The 2,742-nt window shown below is 35.8% G+C and carries 2 protein-coding genes; one reads left to right on the top strand and one right to left on the bottom strand.

The window, feature by feature from the left end; all coding sequences use genetic code 11:
- The coding region (locus HNS40_RS22065) for a PKD domain-containing protein (RefSeq protein ID WP_172284877.1) at positions 1 to 1,609 on the bottom strand (1,609 nt) is incomplete at its 3' end.
- A gap of 673 nt (positions 1,610 to 2,282) precedes the next feature.
- On the opposite strand from HNS40_RS22065, the gene HNS40_RS22060 reads away from it, so the two are divergent.
- Positions 2,283 to 2,742, top strand: a 460-nt coding sequence (locus HNS40_RS22060) for a hypothetical protein (RefSeq protein ID WP_172284876.1), incomplete at its 3' end; no start/stop codon positions are given.

The following is a 2,742-nucleotide window of genomic DNA, read 5'->3' as shown; positions in this document are numbered from 1 at the left end:
TCCCTATTCCTGCTGCTTGGGCATTAAAATATCCTGCGCTCACATGACTTCCTGAATAGACTCCTCCGGTGGGTAATCCACCGTTGAGCTCTACTGCTGTTTCTCCTGAGCATACTGCATTGGGATTTTGGAAGGTCACATTATCGGGCTGATTCATTGTTAAATCGTAGCTCTCAGTACTTATGCATCCTCCATTATCGTTGATGCTACAAGTGTAAGTACCGCTGCTGTTTACTGTGGTGGTGGCAGAGGAGCCTCCGTTAGACCATTCATAGGAGCTATAGCCTGTAGGGGCACTGAGTTGCATGTCTTCGCCTTCGCATTCTAGGCTTGATGGGGTGATGGTGAAACTGATCCCAGAACCGATTTCTATGCTACGAGTATCGGTATATACGGTTCCATTGTTAGTGACTTCTACTTGTACATCGTAGGTGCCGGGGCTGGTAAAAGTATGGGAGGGTTGTAATTCGGTACTGCTTTCTCCATCTCCAAAATCCCAGTTTACCGAGGTGATATATTCTGAGTTGGTGAGGGTGAAGACGATAGGGGTTCCTGCGCAGCCGTTTTCGAAGTTGAAATCGGCAGCGAAGAGGTAGGATGGATTATAAATTGGCAAGGAATATTTGGGGTTTCTGCCATTAAGACTGACCGCATTCAATATGAAATCACATGAGGCAGCATCTAAGTTAGGTTGATTAATAACAGCTAAATGGAGATGATCATAAATTGAAATATAGATTTTGTGATCCGGACCTACTTGCATAGAACCTAGATAATTAGGCGTAGTTGTGATGAGCTCTTTTGAGTTTTTAATGGCTGTTTCATTCCAATTAGATATGTCTAATTGAAAGATAGAACCATCCCCATCTGATAAGCCTTGTCCTACATAAAGCTTCTGCATGTTAGGTGAAAACTCTACACTAGTAGGGTGATCAAAGTTGTCAATTGTAAGAAGATCGCTAAAAAGCCCTGTGGCATTATCGAAGTGATATAATTCAAGCAAGTTACCTGGGGAATTGTGTAATAAAGCGAATGTTTTTCCATCAGGACTGAATTTCATAAAAGCATTTGCAATCCAAGGATTATCAGGATGATAATATCCTATATTTTGAGTAATTGGATTAATACTTATTCCATCCTCATTAATTAAATGGGTTTTATGAGTGTTTGAATACCTTTCTACATAGGTTAACCAATAGTCTTTATTGTTTTTATGCTTGATTACTGCGCACCTAATCGAAGAGTTTGTATTTAGGTCGTTTTGTTTTGATAGGACTTTACCTAAGCCGGCATTTAAATTCATATCTATAATAGAGTATGACAGACCAAGTGATTTTTTTGTAGGGTTAACTGAATTGGTATTGATAAATAAGATGTATTTCCCTTCTTGATCAGGATAAGGAATTGAAATGGCCGATACAATAGTATGTGCATCCCCACCCATCCATTCTCCATTCTCCATTCTCACATGGTTTTTATTCCATACATTTTGACCAGTAGCATAAAACATTAGATTCCCATTATTATCAGAAACACTTGTTGCTCCAAGGTTTGCATACATGCCAGTTGATTCTACATAATGAGGAGCGCCATCATTAAATGTTACCATTATACTGTCGCCGAAACACCAGTTATTGAATTGTCCTTGGGCGGTGGAATTTAGTGGGGAGAGGGAAAGAATAATTAACAGTGAACAACTAACAGTTAACAGTTTGAAGTTAACAGTGAAAAGTTGGAAAATTTTAGCTAACAAGTTATAGATTACAATTAACAGTGAAAAGATATCAGTTAATAGTGATGAGATAAAGGATTTGAGATGATATAGTAAGATAGCTATAAATGTAATTATAAGGTTAGGTTTTTTAGTAATACCAGTGTTTGAAGCCGTTAGTTTGTTGTTCATATAGATAGATTGATCGTACTATTCTTAATATATTGATATGGTCATGCAATGATTTAGGCTCCAAAAATAGTAAAAATTAACAAATTGAAGTTGTTTATTTTGTAATAGCAAATGTTTTTAGTGATAAATACTTTTTTAAAGTCTTTATTTTGCGGGTTTTAAAAAAAATGACAAAATTCTTCATTTTTTAGGGTTACGTTTTTGTTAAAAAAGGTATTAAGTATATGAAAAGAGGATGATTCTAACCTTTTGAAAGCCTAGTAAATTCAATATTTAGGCATATAATTTCAAAATATTTTTATTTTTATTTGTAATATATATTATTAGAGTATATGTTTGTAGTCAATTCTGTATTTATCTATATTTAAAAATATCTATTATGAAAAAAATCCTATTTCTAGGTGTATTCCTTTTATCTTCTATTTCGTTTATTTTTGCACAAGATGCAAATGGTCATGATAATGTAATTACTAACTCTCTTACGGGAACAGCTATCGGTAGTTATACAGAATCCCAAGCCTCATATTCTATGGCTGCAGGGTTTTATTCAAAAGCCATGAGTAATGGAAGTTTTGCTTTAGGTAATCATGTTCATGCAACCGCAGCTAATTCCTGGATTATTGGAAGTGGATATTTGAAAGGACTTCGATGGGTAGAGTATGCCAATCCCAATTCCAATTCGTTGATGATTGGTTTTAATATGTTGAATACTCCCTCCTTTTTTGTAGAACCTTTTGATATGGATGGCTCAGGAGGAGGTTTTGTAGGTATTCATACTGATACACCAACTTCCACATTAGATGTAAATGGAACCTTAACAACGAAAGGATTGCGTGTGG

Source organism: Lentimicrobium sp. S6 (assembly GCF_013166635.1).
Classification (GTDB): Bacteria; Bacteroidota; Bacteroidia; order Bacteroidales; family UBA12170; genus UBA12170.
Note: the sequence above shows the minus strand (reverse complement) of the source record. Positions and strands in the feature narration are given on the sequence as shown.